Here is a 17913-nt window from a genome sequence, read left to right as displayed (position 1 = left end):
CTAAAAGCTGATTCCATTCTAGCAGTTAAATTATTCCTGGCATACGCTCAGTTAGAATTTTCCGCTGTGCTCAATTTGTTACTCGCTACTGTAGATTTTTGAAAACTTGTGCTGTTTTTGTTTACAATTGTATAAACCTATTCTATGACGAAACATCTTTAGCAGTTGCACACGCGACACGCGTGCGACAGCTAGGGATGACAGCCGGCCTGAAAGTAGCCAGTCTGTTTGCAAGGTCTCTGATATCTTTCAGGTTTTTTGAGTCTTTCTCATCAAAAGCTGTCGAACTTGCATCCGAGGTTTCGCCCATATGGAAAGTTGCCACATCGAGTACCGGAACTGCATCCTCAAATTTGTCTTGATAGATTTTTTTCTTGCTGTAACTGATTTTATCTGAACACGATACCAAGGTCAAAAGTAGAAAAATCGCAGTAATAGGAAAATCATTTTTCGTTGATGGAAATGTCCGTATTTTTTTGATCGTTGGTAGCTAGCTATTTTGACTTAATCTCGGCATCCAAAGATTTAAACCGTAAATAGATTGGAAGAAATCCTATAAAAACCGTAATGGAAGGGATAAATAACGCTATGCTATTTTTTTTGTAGTAAAAATAAAAAGCGGCCGCAATTATAAGAGGCCAAAGGATGCCGACGCCAATGAGTAGGCCTTTAAAAAAATCTCTCTGTTTGGTCAGTGTTTTTAGGTTTTGCGGGTCGGAAGGGTTATTGGTTATCATGTTTTTCGTTATTGGGTCTATTGGTTTGGAGATCACTATATATTATGTGCCATCGATGCTGGCAAGGCAAATCTATGAAATTTTATTTATATCACAAATATGTGATATATGTAAATAGACGTTTTTATAAACGGTAATCAGATTAGTATTACGTTATTTGTTTACTATGGGAAGGGGAGGTTTCGATCGATCAATCGCCAAAGCTTTATGTTTCTGTAAAGGAATTTTTGATGGTGGCGCAAAAAAATCGCAAATTGCATCAAAGTTGAATCACATGGCAAGGAAAGTTACAGACGGGCCGGTTAGAAATAAGGAACGTACGAAGTCGAACCTTGTCGCTGCGCTGGGGAAAATCCTAAAAAAAGATGGTTTTTCCGGTCTCAGTATCAGTAGGGTGGCTGAAGTTGCAAAGGTAGATAGGAGGCTGATTTATGACTATTTCGGTAGCCTGGAAGGACTGGTAAAGAAATACCTTGATACCAAGGACTATTGGAAGATCAGGTCGGATGAAATTGATGGAATAGTAGAGGCCAGTAAGGGGGATGCAGGAAAGAGGCTTGCCTACAGTGTGTTGGAGAACCAGTTTAACAGCCTTATCAGCAATGAAGAGATGCGCCGCATCATTACTTGGGGGCTGAGCGAGAAATTGCCGATTTTGAAAGAGCTTGACCTTAAACGGGAGGACATTGGCAACCAGGTGCTCCGTAAGGTATTTGATAGCCACTTTGAGGGAAGCGACAAAAACTTCAGGGCAATGTACGCTTTATTGATGGGAGGGGTATACTACCTTACCCTTCATGCAAAAATGCAGGAAAACCCTTTTTGTGGGATCGACCTGCAACAGCCTTCGGGACAGGAAGAAATCAAAAAAGCACTAAGACAATTTATTGACCTTGCCTATATCTAGTATTTGGTTTACTTGATGCTCCTTTAACATTATCCTATTTTTTCATTGGAATATCTTATCCCGTTCGGTTTAAAAAAGTGCTGGCCGATGTCGATCTGCGCCACAAGTTTTTCAAATTTTCCTCGCTTGATATTAAGGTAAAATAACATTTAAATTCTGTAGCAAATCAGTATTTCTATAAAATTACAACAATTGCTCCATCCACAATAAGTGTAGCGCCAATCAAAGTTCGGATTTCAATAGGTTCTTTTATGATCAGGAAAGCGAAATCTAGCGCAATGGCTACACTCAATTTATCTACCGAGAAACCTTGGCTACGTATCCATTTTCAAGTACCTAAAATAGAAAATCCATGAAAGAACAATTGCTATCCCGGATAGGATAAGGAATAGCGGGCTAACCTGTATTTCGCTTGTGAGATATTGAATTCTCAAAAATCCCAAGAACTTTATTTTGTATTTTCCGTAACGGTCATATCCTGAAGGATTCCATTCAGATAGACAGTGGAAGTCCCAAATTGCTGATAACTGCTACCTAACATGCGCAACATATTAGGTTTTCCATCTCTTTCCGTTAACACAGCAAATTCCATTTGAAACTTTCCCGCAACGTCGATAGCTCGTTGGATTTCCGCCATGAAACTTTGCCTATGGCCATCTTCCAAGTGCAAGCTTAGCAATTCTAGCGAACATTCCGCATCACAATCCATTCCCATTAAAGCTTTGAACTCCGCAGAACAGATCAGATCGCCTGTTTTAGTGTTTAGCGAGAACGTTCCGATGCCTGAGGCTCCAAGTGCCATATCAAGAAGTTTTGCGTTGATGTCAAGATCGTTCTGATGCCTTTTAAGTTCGGTCACGTCATAGAAGGTAATTATGGCCCCGTGTATATCCGGGCTCTCATTTTTTAGGTAAGGTCCGGTTATCACCTGATAAATCCTGCCCGTATTTCCTTCAATTTCTTTAATAACAATTTTACCATCCTTTAGCACCTTTTCGATATCCTTTATGATGGTTTCAAATTTCACATTGGTGGTGATATTGCTAAGCGGGCGTCCTATGTCAGAGCTCCTGATGTTTATATGGCTAACCGCACCCGGTGAGAACTTCTTGAGCAGGATGTCTCGATCGACGAAAAGTTGACCGTTTACATTGCTGGAAAAATAATTGTTAAGATCATCGTTGAGGTCACTTAACTCAGCAATGGTCTGCTTATGGGCGGCGTTAACTGTTTCAAGTTCTTCGTTGATAGAATGCAGTTCCTCGTTAGCACTTTGGAGCTCTTCATTGGCCGACAACAGTTCTTCATTATAAGACTGCATGGCTTCTTTGGTGGAGAAAAGACTTTCGTTGAGTTCCTCTATCTGTGTTTTAGAGCTCATCAGCTTTCGCTCTATATTGGCAATATAGTTTCTGGTTTGCGCTTCCATCACAAAGGTAACCCCTTTTTCCGGTATCGATCCAACTTGGTTTTTTTTGAAAAATACAATGATAGACAAAGCTCCGGTTTTTTTGTCGTCGAAAGGAGAGAGGATCATATCTGCCAGCACCGGTTCTCCGGTTTGAGGGGAAAGGTAGGCGATTCCGTCTAGCTTTTCCCGTTTATAGGATTCCAAAACCCTTTCAAAACTTGCACTAAAAGCCAAGCTTATTCCTTCGGGAAGAAGCTCGCGGATATCAAACTTAAAGCGCTCCTGCTTCAGATATGGCCCAAGGTCTCCGAAGGCATGCACCACCTTTCCATCCTTGTCTATTACCACTCCTGAAAATCCCGTTTCGGATAATATAACCTCTGCAAGCTCTACTGCTGCACCTGATTTCTTTTCCATATGTAAGCTAATGTCGTTTCTTTCGCCGGGCACCGGAACTGGCAGTACAAAAGGTACGGCTAACTGTCCATCCATATTTACCTTGCGATGCGAACTTTGACTTTGGTAGATTTTCCATTTGCTATCTATCTCTACAAAGCTATCGCCTACGCCTGACAGGTGTTCGCTTGAGCCGAGAAACAGAAAGCCTCTGCTGTTCAGCCCAAAGGCTAATTTGGAAATGATTTGTCTTTGAAGCAGTGGATTGATGTAAATCAACATGTTTCGGCAACTGATCAGGTCGACATAACAGTAGGGCGGATTTCTGGTCAGGTCATGGCGTGCGAATATCAGCATTTCCCGAATTTCGGTTTTTATCTTGTAGCCACCGCTAACTTGATCGAAGAACCGTTCAATACGTTCCGGGCTTACAAAAGAGGTGATAGTTTCCGGGTAAATACCTTTAGATGCCTGTTTGAGTGCATTTTCATTGATGTCTGTAGCGAAAATCTTAACTTCTATTTCGAGCTTGTTTGCTAAAATATACTCCTTAACCAAAATCGCAAGGGAATAGGCTTCTTCGCCACTGGCACAGCAGGTTACCCAAATTTTGAGCAGATCGCCTTTTTCCTTGTGGGAGAGTATTTCAGGAATGATTCTCTCCTCCATTACCTGAAAGGCGTCGGGATCCCTGAAAAATGAGGTAACACTAATAAGAAAATCGCTAATCAGTGGATGCATTTCCTCCGGATGTTGTTGCAAAAAAGCAAGGAACTCAGCTATTTCGGTAATTTTGTGAAAGGCCATTCGTCGCCTGATCCTACGCTCTAGTGTGCCGATTTTGTAATTACTGAAGTCGAACGGATAGTGGGATTTGATAAGTTCGGTAAATCCCAACAGTTCCAGTTCGGTCATTGCAGGGAAAGCTCGTTTATCTTCTGAGCTGACATAGCGCTGGATGGCGGCCGGCAGGTTTTGCGCACTGAAAATGTGCTTGGTTTCAACTGCCTCAATTGCCGAACGGGGCATGCCGTCGAACTTGGCCGTACTCGGGTCCTGTACCATGATTGCTCCACCGGCATTCTCTATTGCTACAGCTCCCCTTGATCCGTCGCTACCTACGCCTGAAAGTACAATCCCGATGGCCTTATCTCCCTGATCGATGGCCAGAGAGGTAAAGAAGGTGTCGATGGTCATGTGTGGCAGGGAGTGCGTATCTTTGTCGATCAGGTTTAGGCTTCCTGAACTGATAGTCATATACTTATCGTTTGGGATAAGGTAAACATTGTTTGCTAAAACCAGCATTCCTTGCTGAGCCTCCATAACCTGCAACCTGCTGTGCTTTGACAGAATTTCGGCCATTCGGCTTTTAAAATCTCTCGACAAGTGGGGTATGATGACGTAGGCTACTCCGTCAAGCGGGGTATGTTCGAAAAAAGATGATAATGCTTCAAGCCCACCTGCGGAAGCACCGATGGCAACGATATATGTTGGTTTTTTCATTTCAATCAATTAGGAGCATAATCTGAAGATGACCAATATTCGGAGATCTAAAGGAACCGAAAATGCAGTTCGGTACATAGCAGGATAAAGTTAGGGATATTATCGCAGCTAAAAAATTATTAAGGGCAATATATCCTAATAGCAATATCCGCGGATGTTTATCTCGTAAATTTAGAATCGATAGTTAAACCTTGTGTTCGTAGGAATATCGTGGGCCAACAGATTTTTTGAGTTATAGGATCATCAATCCATTAAGCAAATGCGTTAAATTGCTGGTTGAAGATCTAAAAGGTAACAAAGTAATGATGAAGTGCATCTGCTCGATATAGATAAAAATGAAGAATACAAAACAAAACATTTTCTATCTATACCGTTTAACATTCTGCTAGGGCTGAAAATGGGATATGAAAACATTAATTTCGAAACTATTCCTTGATTTGCTTACAAGCTTCGTGGATTTACATACATGGGCTATTTTTGCCTTGCCTAACTTTGGATTATGGAAATAAAACAAATAGCATTGGGCAACCAAGGTTTGGTTGTGCCACAGATTGGATTGGGATGTATGGGGATGACCGGCTTTGAAGAAGGAAATATGTATGGGCCTGCCGATGAAAAGGAAGCTATTGCAACTATTCATCGTTCGCTTGAGTTGGGTGGCAAGTTTTTGGATACTGCAGATCTTTACGGCCCCCTAAAAAACGAACAATTGATTGCTAAAGCCATAAGTGGCAAACGGAATGATTATATTTTAGCTACCAAGTTTGGTTGGGAGATTGATGACAATAATAAGGTTACTTGGACTATAAATGGCAAGAAGGATTACGTAAAGAAATCACTTGAACGCTCGCTCAAAAACCTAAATACTGATTATATTGATCTTTACTATCTGCACCGCTTAGATAAAAGTACGCCTATTGAGGAAACTGTGGAGGCAATGGCCAAATTGGTTAAAGAAGGTAAGGTGGGTTACATAGGACTGTCCGAAGTTTCATCCGAAACAGTTAGGCGGGCGAATGCTGTGCATCCAATCACTGCCGTACAGAGCGAATATTCTCTGTTTGAACGCACCGTAGAGGAACGTGGAGTTTTGGCGACATTAAAAGATTTGGGTGTTGGTTTTGTAGCTTACTCGCCGCTTGGCAGAGGATTTTTATCTGGACAAATTAATAGTATTGATGATCTGCCCGAGAATGATTTTCGCAGGGCTATCCCGCGTTTTCAGGGTGCGCAGTTTAAAAAGAATATTGAGTTAGTGCGAGCTATTGAAGCTATGGCCGACCTAAAGCAGGTCACTTCCTCGCAACTGGCATTGGCTTGGATAATGGCAAAAGGCATCCTACCAATTCCGGGAACCAAACGTAGAAAATACGTCGAACAAAATATTGCTGCAACAAGTATAGAACTGAGCTTAGAAGACCTTTCTCAACTAGAAAGTATTGTGCCTATAGGAACAGATACGGGTGCCGCTTACGATGAGTTTAGTATGGGCTTAATTGATTAGCTTTGTTTATGAATGCCATAAACTCCACAGCTGAATTTCATCGTCTGCTTTCCTTAGCCGAACCTCGCCATCCGCTGGTGAGTGTAATTAATCTGGCGGAAAGTGTTTTTTTGGAAGACGAAATTTGGAAAGGTTTCGTCAACCGCTTTTACTGTGTTGCGCTTAAACGTGACGCCAAAGGCAAGATTAGGTACGGACAGCAACATTATGATTACGACAAAGGAGTGCTAAGCTTTACGGCGCCCAATCAGGTGCAACAGTTAGATCTGCATAATATGGAATGTGGATCAGGCTATCTTTTGATCTTTCATCCCGATTTTCTGTTGCAACATAACTTGGCGAATAGCATTCGTAATTATGGCTTTTTTGATTATGCGGTTAACGAGGCGCTGCACCTGTCGGCTACTGAGGAGGAAGACCTGATTGAAATCCTCCATAAAATTGACAGAGAGTGCAGCCACATCGATAAGCACACACAGGAAATCATTTTGACACAGATTGAAAGTCTGCTAAAATACTCTGATCGATTCTACGAACGACAGTTTTTAACCAGAAAGAATAATAATTCGGCTTTGCTTACCCGGTTTGAACAATTGGTTGATGCGCACTTTAAGGGAGAAGCACAGGGTCTGCTTAGCGTACAGTACATTGCTGGGCAACTGAACCTTTCGCCTAACTATTTGAGCGACCTGCTTCGGGTTCATACTGGGCAAAATACCCAACAGCTTATTCACGAAAAACTTATAGAGAAAGCAAAAGAAAAACTTTCCACGACTAATCTTTCGGTAGGGGAGATTGCTTATGCACTTGGTTTTGAGCATGCGCAGTCCTTTAGCACACTTTTTAAAAAGAAGACTAATTTGTCGCCACTGGAGTTTCGTCAGACTTTCAACTAACTACGAATCGAATTCTGGGCTCGTAAGTGTTACGGATACTGAATAAATCCATCTGTTTTAAGTTTTCGCTTTTTCAGCGGTCAATAAATCCAGCTTGAAATCGAAGACTTTATATGGAAATAGCGTATTAACAAAGCCGCAAAAATATAACGCTAAAATTGGGAGTTCTTACACGTAATTTAATACAGAAAGCTATTTCGGTCGGGAGACCTTAGTTTAAAGAGAGACTTGATTAGCGATTCCAAGCTAATTCAAATTAATTAAAAAAGCCGGAGAATGATCTTTTCCGGCTTTTTAGTTTTTACATCTAAAACGTGCTAATTAAAACTTAATGCGTTCGTAATTTCTTAAACTAGAGCTCAAATCTTTGTTTATAAAGCTTGCTTCTAATTAGGCGAAGTTATTTCTTCTTAATCTTACTTACTTTTCCTTTACAAGAGCTTTCTTCGAGTACCAAATTTTTCTTATACTTACCATAAGAAACAACTGCTAGTAGCGCAACAAGAGATATAGTAAGGTAAACCCAATCTGGTATCGGTACAGGATCGCCCTGCGCATAAGAATGCAAGCCCGTAAGGTAGTAGTTTACCCCAAAATAAGTCATGATAACCGAAGCAAAACCAATTAGCGATAGCAGGTTGAAAAGGTATTGACTACGCAAGTCGGGAATTAACCTTATGTGCATCACAAAAGCATAAATAATTACCGAGATAAAGGCCCAAGTTTCTTTAGGGTCCCAGCTCCAGTAACGTCCCCAGCTTTCGTTTGCCCAAATACCGCCTAAAAACGTTCCGATAGTTAAGAGGAACAAGCCAATGGTTAGCGACATTTCATTAACCGTAGTTAGCTCAACTACCGATGAACGTACTTTGCTGGCGATGCTTTTTCTGTTAATTGTGTATAGAACAAGTGAAACTGTTCCAAGTAAAGCACTTAAACCAAAGAAACCATAACTGGCGGTAATAATTGCCACGTGAATCATCAGCCAGTACGATTTTAGTACAGGCACTAACGGTGTAATTTGCGGATTCATCTGCGAGCCTCCATGTGCAAAACCCATTAAAATTACCGCAACCAAACAACCCGCCGCCGGTATAAAAGCATTACTGTTTCTATACATCAGCAAGCCAGAAAGTACGCCAATCCAACTGATAAATAAGACCGCTTCGTAACCATTGCTCCAAGGTTCGTGGCCAGAAATGTACCATCGTACGCCTAAACCCATACATTGTAATGCGGCAGTTGTAGCAATTAAAATTAATACTACCGTAATAGTTCTATCTAATAATTTGCTTTGTTTAAAAAGTTTCCAGAAAGCTAATACTAAAATAACTGTGCCAAGTAGGGAATAGACAATCATCAACTTTAAAAAGATGTTCCAAGAGTTATATCTAATTTCCCAGTCTATTTTAGCTTCTGAAGGAACAATTTCTTTTCCATGTTTGAGTTGTAATTTACTGATATGATTTAGCTTGCTATCTACTCCAGACCAATCATTTGATTGTTGCGCAGCAAGGATACTAGCGAAATACATGGCTACCGGATTGCTTAACGCCTGATTGTTTACAGGGTTAAACGGCATGGCTACCCATTGGTTGTTGTCGTTTCCGGCCAATGGCAACACGCGGAGGTACTGCCCATCTAACAATTGTTGCATGGCGTACAACTTATCGTTTAATTCAAGAACAAATTTATCGTATGTGCCTTGATCGGCAGGTTTTTTAGCGAAAGCGGTTTTATAGTCGTTGGCAAGTATAAACTCGGCCGAACCATCAGCACCCATAGTTATCAGGTTAACCATAGATGTGTAGCCGTTTTCATCAGCCTTCAGCTTTGCTAAAATGTTTTTACCGCCTTTTGAGCCTATATTTATAAGAGGAACATTTACCCATTTTAAAGGATCGATAGAAACAGACAATAGAAATTGGTTGGCATCTAGGTTATAGAATTTTTCTTTTCCGTGTACTCTTCTTAAAATCTCCAGCGCCAGCGTGTTAGTAGGCTCTATTCTACCATCGATATTTTGAACCAACAATCTTCCAAAAAGTGCAGCGTGTTTTTGATCTATACGCACATTTGAGGCAAAGTCTTTTCCATTTACCTGAACGGCGTTTAGCATTTTCCGGGTTTGGTCGGCATGGTTATGATCGCTTTGCGGTAGTGCAATAGTAGGGTTAAGCTCCTCATGATCATGATCGTGTCCGTCATCGTGCGAATGGTCGTTATTTTGCTGTCCATCAGTTCCATGCATGTCTATCTTCTGTGCCTGTGCTGCATTGCCTACTAAAAGCATTCCCAGAAGTAAAAGTATTTTAGCTTTCTTCGACATGCTTTTCAGTTGCTCATTCAGTTTTTGAAAACGTGTTCCTTTCCAAAACAAAGTAACAAACATGCCCAAAAATAATAGGGTATACCCGATGTACGTGATGTTGGTTCCCCAATAGTCATGATTAACAGAAAGAACAGTCCCTTTTTCATCAGGATGGAAACTTGCTTGGAAAAAACGATATCCAGAATGATCCAATACATGGTTCATGTAAATTTTAAAAGGTGTCTCTTTTCCGTTGTCCTGGATCATCACATCAGAAGAGTAAGACGATGGGCTATTGCTGCCCGGATATTTTTCCATTTTAAAATCGGTTAATTTAAGCGTAAATGGCGATTTGTAGATTTTGGAACCGTAAGCCATAGACATTCTTAATCCGCCAACCTCTACCTGGTGCTGGAAATTGGTCATTCCTCTTCCGCCATAAAATGATACCGTATCGGTTATATTGTTAGTGCTAATAGCCAACTGTACCAAGTCGGGATCATTTTCGTGTTTAGTTTTATCACCTTCAAAATGAAGAATTTTACCATTTACTGGTGCTTCTGGAATAACAAACGCTAAAGCGCCAAAAGTATAAAGGCTTCTGAGCTTAAAATCCTGAATTTGATTTTCACCTTTTACATCTTTCTGCTCTTGGGTAGCCATAATCATATACTTGCCTTCAAAAGGTGAGGAGATTTGTAGTTGGCCATTAGTTTGCGAGATGTTTAGTGCTCCGGCGGTGGCTTTATTAAAACTAATAAGCAGGTTTTGTATCAGTTGAACTTTGCCAGAAGGGATGTATTTGTTTACACGTTTGCCTTCTTCTGTTACCACTAAATGTAGGGTTGCCGGCCCGCTTGCGTCAATAACTAACGAATCTTGGGCTCGAGCATAAAAACCCACTTGTGCTAATTTTATTCGTTGCCCATGGAAATCATATTCTTCTTTGAATTTTTTTCTGAACGGTTTTAGGTAAAAGGGTACTTTTTCTGGCAAAAGTGTTACCGGCAAGTCGTTATATGCTAAGGATTCATTGTCATTTCCCGCCTGAAACTTAAAAAAGGTTTTATCAGAGATGATTTCATCGCTCGATTCTCCTTCTCTAATAGACATAGAGCCTTCGAAACTAATGTATCTGGTAATAGCGCCCCCAATAAAAATAATGATAAAGGCTAAATGGAATACTAAAAGCGGTAATTTCTTTCTGTCGTACAGTCTATACCTGGCAATATTGCCGATAAAATTTAGTACCAGTATTGTCATTACCAACTCGAACCACCAAGCATTATAGATCAGTGCTTTAGCTACCGGAGTGCCGTAATCATTCTCTACAAAAGTGGCAACAGCCATTGATGCAGCAAAAATAACGAGCATAAGCCCCATAGTTCTTGTAGAAAAAAGAATGGAAAGTAATTTATTTATCATTATATGTGGTTTGCAACCGCCAAAAATATAACCTTGTTATGGTTCTGTTGCTATTTTGACTTAAATAAATGCATTTATGCCATAGGTATGACATAATTTAATCGAAGAATTGGAAAATCGAAGTTATTAGATAAAGCTATAGGGAATTAAGTGGCCTATAAGTTCTCTAGGTTGTATTATGATTTAATATATAAATTGTAAGATCCGCAGGAATTGCTGTCTTTATTATCGTTATATTAGTATTTGAAATTGACGAAGAAAGGTTTCGCGTAAAATAGTTTGATGTAAAATATTACTGAAAAAATAGTGTTTGTTGTTTATTTTTGATGTTTTCTGTTTAAATGGGTATTAATTGCTTGAATTTTTTTCTTGTCTATTTATTTTTTTACGATTAGGTTAAAATATTCGACCTAAAAATGTTTTTATTGTGGTTTTAAATTAGAATTAGATTAGAAATTATGGTTTTTTGTTTAAAAAAAAGATATTTTTTAATAATATTCTTGTGTTTTGTACATATTTTTAATAATTAACGATTAATTTCTTTGCTTATCTGTTAATAAGCTACTATATTCGGCAACTAAACAATTATTAACTCACCTAAATTTATTATTTTATGAAAAAACTTATACTAAGTTTATTCGTTTTCTTGGCTTTTGCATTTAATGCAGTAGCACAAGAACGTACAATAACTGGTACAGTTACCTCTCAGGAAAATGAACCCATTCCGGGAGTAAGTGTAAAAGTTGCTGGTTCGAAAACAGGGGCCATTACTAACGAAAACGGTAAGTATGCCATTCTAGTTGGCAGTTCGGCTACAACATTAACCTTTTCTTATCTAGGAATGGTTGAACAAGCTAAAACAATTGGTGGTTCAAGTACAATTGATGTGGTACTTGTATCAGATTCAAAAACACTTGGTGAGGTTATCGTAACCGGATATACCACCATTAAGAAAAGTGAATTTACTGGTGCTGCGTCTGTTATAGCATCAGATGCTATCGAAAACAGACCGGTAGGTTCGTTTACACAGCTTTTGCAAGGTAGAGCTCCAGGGCTACTTGCCAACTCTGGGTCTGGACAACCGGGAAGTAATGCAACCATTACAATTAGGGGTATTAAATCTATCTCTGGTGCAGGTGCTCAACCATTATACGTAATTGATGGTGTGCCAACAAGTTCAGGTGATTTTCAATCGCTAAATGCCAACGATTTTGAAACCATTACCGTTTTAAAAGACGCAAACGCAGCGTCTATCTATGGTTCACGTGCAGGTACTGGGGTAATTGTAATTACTACCAAACAAGGTAAAAGCGGCGCATCTCAAATAGGTGTAAGGGCGCAAACAGGTATTACTGCCCCGCCAGATTTTTCTAGATTAAATTTGATGAGCACAAGTGAGCTATTAGCGCATGAAGAACTTGTAGGACTTTTAACAGGATCTTCAAACGCTGCATTTAGCGTACCTGGTTGGGTTTGGAGTCGTAAAAATCCTGCAAATGCTACAAGAACCGAGGCGGAACTTTTAGTTTTTGATAGAAAATTGGATAGTGTAAGAAATATCAATACCGATATAACCGACTTGTTATTCCGTACTGGCGTATCTCAAACCTACGAGGTTGACGCTTCTGGTGGAACTGCAAACACGAGGTATTTCGCATCACTTGGTTATTTTGGTCAAGATGGTATCGAAAAAACATCAGGTTTGGAGAGATACTCAGCCAGACTAAACCTAACGCATGTAAAAAACAAATTCAAAATGCAATGGAATACAAGTTTAGGATATTCTATTAGCACTAGTGCAGTGGGTGATTTATATGGTAACAGTACCTTAAATCCTTTTCAAATGATTTATAGAGCTAAACCGTACGATAATCCATATCTGCCAGATGGCACCTTAAACTTTGGTGGTGGCGGTAGTAACTTGAGTCTAAAAACGCTCGCAAATTTAATTGAGAGTAATAACGCCACTCGCGACGTGCTAAAAAGATGGAAAGTTAACAGTGGTCTTACCTTAAGTTATGAGATTATCCCTAATTTAATTCTGAAAAATACTTCAGGCTTAGATGCGTCGAATGTTCTTAACACAACCTATATTAATCCAGACTCTTACCGTGGCTCTGTTCAAACTTATAACAGTGGTTTTGCAAGAGAAGGTAGTACAATCAACTCTCAGTTTATAAACACTACTGCCTTGAACTATTCTCATAGTTTCACAGATAAGCATAAGATAGCAGCTGGTGCATATTTCGAAGCAGTACGTGTATATAATAAAGGTATGGGCTTTTTACTTTACAATTTAAACAAAGCTTTGCCATGGACGGGTCAGGGTGCTGCTCCGCTACCAACTGCTGGTGCTGCAACTATGCCTCAAAATGCAAGTAGTGCTTCATCTGGTTACGGTATCAGATCGTTCTTCGGTTCGTTACAGTACACTTTTGATGATAAAGTTAGTGCGAATGTAAACGTACGTAGAGATGGAACTTCGAGAATTATCAACCCAGATAATAGAGAGATTATCAGTTGGTCGGCTGGTGCGGTTTGGAATGTAATCAACCATAGTTTTATGAAAACCAAACTTTCTTAAGCGACCTTAAGCTACGAGGAAGTTATGGTATAGTTCCAAATATTGGTAGTATTTCTAGCGGTAGTTACGGCATAAACAACAGTGGTGTTCCAAACTATGCAAGTGCTCAAATTCCAGCTTTCGGTACTACGTCTTATACAGGTTCTCCAATTGCAGGTTTAGTGCCAAGTACTCCTGGAAATGCTAACCTTAAGATTGAGAAAGTTGAAAAACTTAACATCGGCGTTGACGTTGCAGCAATTGACAATCGTGTTCGTTTATCGGTTGATGCATACCAAGAGAAAACTAAAGATCTATTCGTAAGTCAGCCTTTAAGTGCAACAACTGGTTTTGGTTCATTGGCAATCAATGCAGGGCAAATGAGTAACAAAGGTTTAGAATTTGATTTGAAAGTAGATGTGCTTAGACAAAATAAATTCAATGTTACCGTAGGTATGAACCACGCAATCAATGTTAACAATATTGATGATTTAGGTTTAGTTAACGAGTATTTCTTAGGAACATTTGTAATTCGCAAAGGCCTTCCTTACGGTTCTCACTACAATCCTGAATATTTAGGGGTAGATCCGGCAAATGGTAGACCAATCTATCGTACAAATACAGGAACAACAAACGATATCGCCCAAGCAGGATCTTATGCCGATTACGGAACCTACTTGCCAAAACATGTGGGTGGTTTAACTTTAGATGTAAATTACAAAGGATTCTACGTTAATGCATTATTCTCTTATCAATTTGACGTAGTACGTAGCAACAATACCAGAAACTGGACAACCGATGGAACCACTGGTTACGTTTCTGCTGTTAACCAATCTAGAGAGCTTATTGGTAACATTTGGACACAACCAGGTGATCAGGCTCGTTTCCCTTCTCCAAGATATGCTAAAGGTTTCACTTCTTCTGATTTGGAAGATGCTAAATTCCTACGTTTTAGAAGTCTTGATTTTGGATATATGATCCCAGAAATAAGAGCAAATGGAAAGGCAATTATTAAAAATGCTAGAGTTTATGCAAACTTCCAAAATTTAGCAATATGGAGTCCTTGGACTGGTGTAGATCCTGAGGATAACAATAATATTAGTTTGGTTGAGTATCCGAATCCTAAAATGGTGGTGTTTGGTGTAGACTTTAAATTTTAAGGAGAAATTAAGATGATCAATATGAAAAAATATATAATTTGGATTTTGATGTTGCCTATTTTGGCTATATCATCAATCTCTTGCAAAAAACTGGTAGAAATTAAAGAAACGGATTTTATCGGTGGCGATTTGGCTTTGCGAACAGTTAAGAATAACGAATCGTTGTTAATAGGTGCTTATGCAGGTTTTCAGACAGAGATGAGCATTAGGTTAAATGGTACTTTTTCTGATGAATTGAAGCCAGGCGATTTTTATGCTTCGCAAAGTACACATGAATGGCAGTTTGGCGTAGCCGATATCGGAATTAGAGACAACTATACAGCAATTACCTCTTATTATGCCGTAATTGATAGGGTAAACCGTGTTTTACAGGCTTTGCCAAATGCTGTTGTTGAAGTGCCAACTGATAATGCTTTGCGAGAGAAAGTTAGGGGTGAGGCTTTGTTTTTGAGAGCTTTTGCACATTTTGAACTATTCAGATATTATTCTAAAAACTATGCTCCAAATGAGCTAGGCATGTTTTATGCAGAAGTTCCCTCGTTAACTCCACAAGCACGTATACCAATGGGCGAGTATTTTACCAAAATACTAGCTGACTTAAATACCGCTAAACCTCTATTAGCAAATGATTTAACTGATGTTTTTAGAGCAAATAGATTGGCAGCTACTGGCTTACACGCTAGAATAGCTTTGTACATGGGTAATTGGAACGATGCTGAAACATACAGTACAGAGTTTATCAATGCAATTCCTTTGGCAACGCGTGCAGAATTCCCTGGAATTTGGACAGATGCTAACAGAAGAGAATCGGCCTTTAAATTAAACAGAACTACTGGTAGCAGAATTGGTAGTTTTTTTAGAGGTTTGTTCACTAAAAATACAGCAGGTGCAACTGTTCCTCCGGCTAGCATTTCGTGGGTTCCTTCTTCTAAATTATGGAATGCCTACGATAAGGTTAACGATATCCGTTTCAGCTCATATTTAATTGACGAACCGATTTTGGCTACCGTTGCAGGTAAACCTACTAAGATTGTTGCTAAATACGCGGGTACTGGTTACACTACAGTAAATGAGAACGTTGCTGATATTAAAGTGTTGCGTACAGGCGAAATGTACTTGATTCGTGCAGAAGCTCGTGCTGAAAAAAATGCTTTTACGGGAGCTAATTCTGCAGAGTCTGATTTAAACGCATTACGTGCTGCACGTATTACAGGTTATGTTAACGTTACACTTACTTCTAAAGAAAATGCTATTACCCAAATTTTAGGAGAAAGATTTAAAGAGTTAGCGTTCGAAGGTCACAGATTTTGGGATCTTAAGCGTAGAGGCTTACCAGTAGAAAGATTAGATGAAGATTCCCCTTCAGCTTTAGGTAAAACTCTTCCTGCAAACAATTTTAGATTTGTGTTGCCAATCCCTCAATCTGAAACGAATGCAAATCCAAACATTCAGCAAAATGAAGGATATACAAACTAATCGCTAACGTAAATAAATAATGTGCTTATAAATTTTAATGCACTTTATTTGAAAACGTGATTAGCGTTAGTAACAAAAAAGGTTGCCATATAAGGCAACCTTTTTTGTTTGAATTCAATTTGTTGATCGTCAACAAGCATCGAATCTCATTTCATCAAGAGGCTATATCGATTCAAAATCGTTTTTCAAGTCTCCATCGGCTATGCCTACAAAAGAATAATGCCTAGGTAAATACCAAGATAGGTTTCTCATAACAGCTCGGTAAACATCTTCGTTTTCGAAGTTCTCGGGCCCTATGTTAAAAGCCAAATCTTGAGAAAATTCTTGGCCATTTTTATCTTTTCTCATCATCAAAGCCATTTTTGGATCTTTAACGCCATTTAATCTCAAATAATCGCCCAGTAACTTTTTAGTGTAGTTGGGCAAAATGTTTTCATTCGGCTGTCCCACTAACACTTCTTCATCTTCAACAATAACCTCGTCGGTATTTTCTTTAGAAAATGCACTGTGCTCGGTATAGAATTCTTTATTTAGGTGCCAGTTTAAAATATCGCCGTAAGAAAGTACATAATCTGGCTCGCCATTTACTAGGTTAAAAACTACTCCGAAGCCACGATCTAACAAAAAATCATCTTTGATTCTATCTAATACGTAACATGTAAATGGTACATTGGGCTCAGGTAAAAATAATTGAAAATAGGGGAATCCATCCGGACCAGCTATTACTTGTGGATCGCCGCACCTAAAACTTGCAGTGGGTATGTTTGTTATAAAATCTCTAGTCCAACTTTCGTTTCTATCTTCTTTAGGTACTGAAAGTAGATTGGCAATGATATCGGTCTTTTCTAAATCACCGTAATAAGGTTCGGTTGTAGTGCTCATATTTTTTCTCGGCTATAATTTGTTATAAAATTACCAATTTGCTGATAAGTAGGTGCCCTTTGTTGGAATAAATTCGTAATAAGACTAGTATAGTGCTTAAATATTCTTATCGACAATTATTAATGCTCTTTTTAGTTTCCATTAAAACTTATGTTGCCATAAAAGTAACTTAACGCAATTTAATCCTCTTTTAACAGTCGTAATATTGATAATTGGTATCGTCTAAAATTTTATCAAAACGCTCTTTCTCCTTGGTTGTAATTGGTGCTTGTTCTGTAAATTTAACAGGCAATTGTTTAGTAGCATCAGGACTAATCCAAACACCAGAAAAGCCGCTGTTGGTTTCTTTTAAAACAAGAACACCAGTAAAACCAACCTCCGTTAAAGCGTAGTTTTTTTTCTCATTTCTTTGGATGTTTAGCAGGAGCCAATTACTTACCTTATCATATTTATAAATGCCATAAATGATATCGGTTCCGCCGCACTGGTTAGGTTCTACTTTTAAGTACATGGTTACCGCTCTGCCACCAACTGTGCCCTTATATAATTTTTTGGAACCTTCTTCTGCTTTACTGTATCCAACAGATAAAAATAGAAGTAACACGAATATTTTGATTGCTTTTTGCATAACTAAACATTAATAGGATGATATAATAATTAACTAATACCTAAAATAATGTATTTGTTTAGCAGAAAAACGACAGTTTATTATTTGCTTGGTTCTGTTGGTTATTCGATTACT

General features: G+C 39.0%; 11 protein-coding genes. 6 read left to right on the top strand and 5 right to left on the bottom strand.

Annotation, left to right across the window (positions count from 1 at the left end; translation table 11 throughout):
* Window positions 1–142: 142 nt before the first annotated feature.
* On the bottom strand, window positions 143–409 hold the full coding sequence (locus DUT69_RS12530) for a hypothetical protein (protein WP_205314268.1): 267 nt from the start codon (window positions 407–409) through the stop codon (window positions 143–145).
* A gap of 602 nt (window positions 410–1011) precedes the next feature.
* Between DUT69_RS12530 and DUT69_RS12520 the strand changes: the two genes are divergently transcribed.
* Window positions 1012–1644 carry a TetR/AcrR family transcriptional regulator gene (locus DUT69_RS12520; RefSeq protein WP_113654179.1) on the top strand — a complete coding sequence of 211 codons (633 nt, stop codon included), beginning with the start codon at window positions 1012–1014 and terminating at the stop codon, window positions 1642–1644.
* Window positions 1645–2092: 448 nt separating this feature from the next.
* Here the strand turns inward: DUT69_RS12520 and DUT69_RS12515 are convergent, their stop codons facing one another.
* Window positions 2093–4954, bottom strand: coding sequence for a CheR family methyltransferase (locus DUT69_RS12515; RefSeq protein WP_113653596.1), 2862 nt, complete (start codon window positions 4952–4954; stop codon window positions 2093–2095).
* A 499-nt stretch (window positions 4955–5453) separates the two neighbouring features.
* Between DUT69_RS12515 and DUT69_RS12510 the strand changes: the two genes are divergently transcribed.
* Together DUT69_RS12510 and DUT69_RS12505 are read left to right on the top strand one after the other, a co-directional pair.
* On the top strand, window positions 5454–6458 hold the full coding sequence (locus tag DUT69_RS12510; protein WP_113653595.1) for an aldo/keto reductase: 1005 nt from the start codon (window positions 5454–5456) through the stop codon (window positions 6456–6458).
* An 8-nt stretch (window positions 6459–6466) separates the two neighbouring features.
* Window positions 6467–7354, top strand: coding sequence for a helix-turn-helix domain-containing protein (locus tag DUT69_RS12505; protein WP_113653594.1), 888 nt, complete (start codon window positions 6467–6469; stop codon window positions 7352–7354).
* Between the two features lie 400 nt (window positions 7355–7754).
* On the opposite strand, the gene ccsB is transcribed toward DUT69_RS12505, so the two are convergent.
* The gene (gene ccsB, locus DUT69_RS12500) at window positions 7755–11090 is read right to left on the bottom strand and encodes a c-type cytochrome biogenesis protein CcsB (protein ID WP_240186720.1); all 3336 of its coding nucleotides are present in this window, start codon (window positions 11088–11090) and stop codon (window positions 7755–7757) included.
* Window positions 11091–11703: 613 nt separating this feature from the next.
* On the opposite strand from ccsB, the gene DUT69_RS12495 reads away from it, so the two are divergent.
* The 3 genes from DUT69_RS12495 to DUT69_RS12485 all read left to right on the top strand — a co-directional run bounded on the left by DUT69_RS12495 (window position 11704) and on the right by DUT69_RS12485 (window position 16289).
* Window positions 11704–13674, top strand: coding sequence for a SusC/RagA family TonB-linked outer membrane protein (locus DUT69_RS12495; protein WP_113653593.1), 1971 nt, complete (start codon window positions 11704–11706; stop codon window positions 13672–13674).
* A gap of 161 nt (window positions 13675–13835) precedes the next feature.
* A complete protein-coding gene (locus DUT69_RS12490) occupies window positions 13836–14813 on the top strand; it encodes a SusC/RagA family TonB-linked outer membrane protein (RefSeq protein WP_162796307.1) in 978 nt (325 codons plus the stop codon).
* Window positions 14814–14834: 21 nt separating this feature from the next.
* Complete coding sequence (locus tag DUT69_RS12485) at window positions 14835–16289, top strand: RagB/SusD family nutrient uptake outer membrane protein (RefSeq protein ID WP_162796306.1); 1455 nt, start codon at window positions 14835–14837, stop codon at window positions 16287–16289.
* Window positions 16290–16451: 162 nt separating this feature from the next.
* On the opposite strand, the gene DUT69_RS12480 is transcribed toward DUT69_RS12485, so the two are convergent.
* Both DUT69_RS12480 and DUT69_RS12475 read right to left on the bottom strand, forming a co-directional pair.
* Window positions 16452–17171, bottom strand: coding sequence for a hypothetical protein (locus DUT69_RS12480; protein ID WP_113653590.1), 720 nt, complete (start codon window positions 17169–17171; stop codon window positions 16452–16454).
* A 190-nt stretch (window positions 17172–17361) separates the two neighbouring features.
* Window positions 17362–17799, bottom strand: coding sequence for a hypothetical protein (locus DUT69_RS12475; RefSeq protein ID WP_113653589.1), 438 nt, complete (start codon window positions 17797–17799; stop codon window positions 17362–17364).
* Between the last annotated feature and the right edge of the window lie 114 nt (window positions 17800–17913).

Source organism: Pedobacter namyangjuensis (assembly GCF_003313325.1).
GTDB classification, from domain to species: domain Bacteria; phylum Bacteroidota; class Bacteroidia; order Sphingobacteriales; family Sphingobacteriaceae; genus Pedobacter; species Pedobacter namyangjuensis.
Note: the sequence above shows the minus strand (reverse complement) of the source record. Positions and strands in the feature narration are given on the sequence as shown.